Origin of the sequence: Pararhizobium sp. LjRoot238 (assembly GCF_964252955.1) — a bacterium.
In the GTDB taxonomy this organism is placed as follows: Bacteria; Pseudomonadota; Alphaproteobacteria; order Rhizobiales; family Rhizobiaceae; genus Pararhizobium.
In genome coordinates this window covers 1-648 of record NZ_CAXUPP020000011.1, presented here as the reverse complement: position 1 = coordinate 648, position 648 = coordinate 1, and the positions used below count along the sequence as shown (strand labels likewise).

At 66.2% G+C, this 648-nt stretch carries 1 protein-coding gene; it reads left to right on the top strand.

Going from position 1 to position 648, the window contains the following annotated elements:
• Positions 1 to 625: transposase (locus tag ACSQ3F_RS29335; RefSeq protein ID WP_436103676.1), on the top strand; the 625-nt coding region annotated here is incomplete at its 5' end.
• Positions 626 to 648 lie beyond the last annotated feature (23 nt).

The following is a 648-nucleotide window of genomic DNA, read 5'->3' as shown; positions in this document are numbered from 1 at the left end:
TGCGGCGGTCAAGTCGGTTGCGCCGACGCCACCGCCCCAAGCCGCCCAGTTGCGGCTGTCGGCGCTGGTGGCGCGCCTTTCCCAGGTGACGGGCGACCTCGTCATCCAGAAGCAGCGCCGGCACGCGGCGCGCGATGGGGAGAGCCGCGCCAGCCTCGACGAGGTCATCGCCCTTCTCCTGCGCCAGAGCCGCACGCTCGAAGGCGAGATCGCCTCGCTGATCGACGACGACCCGCTCTGGGCCCGCCTCGACGCCGCCTTCCGCTCGATCAAGGGCGTCGCTGCGCGCACCGTCGCCCGATTGATGGCACAACTGCCCGAGATCGGCCTGATCTCCAACAAGGCGATCGCCAAGCTTGCGGGGCTGGCGCCGATCGCCAATGACAGTGGCAAGCGCACGGGGCATCGCCCCGTGCGCGGCGGACGCAGCGGCCCGCGCGGCATCCTCTTTCTCGTCGCACAAATCGCCGCCCGCTACGATCCGCATATGTCCTCTTTCCAGCAAAGGTTGCAAAGCGCCGGCAAGCCAAAAATGGTCGTCCGCATCGCCCTGGCCCGAAAACTGCTCGTCATTCTCAATGCAAAAGCACGAGATGCGCGAAAGGAATTCGCAAGTGCAACTTGACAATCCAGATAGTCGCTCATCCG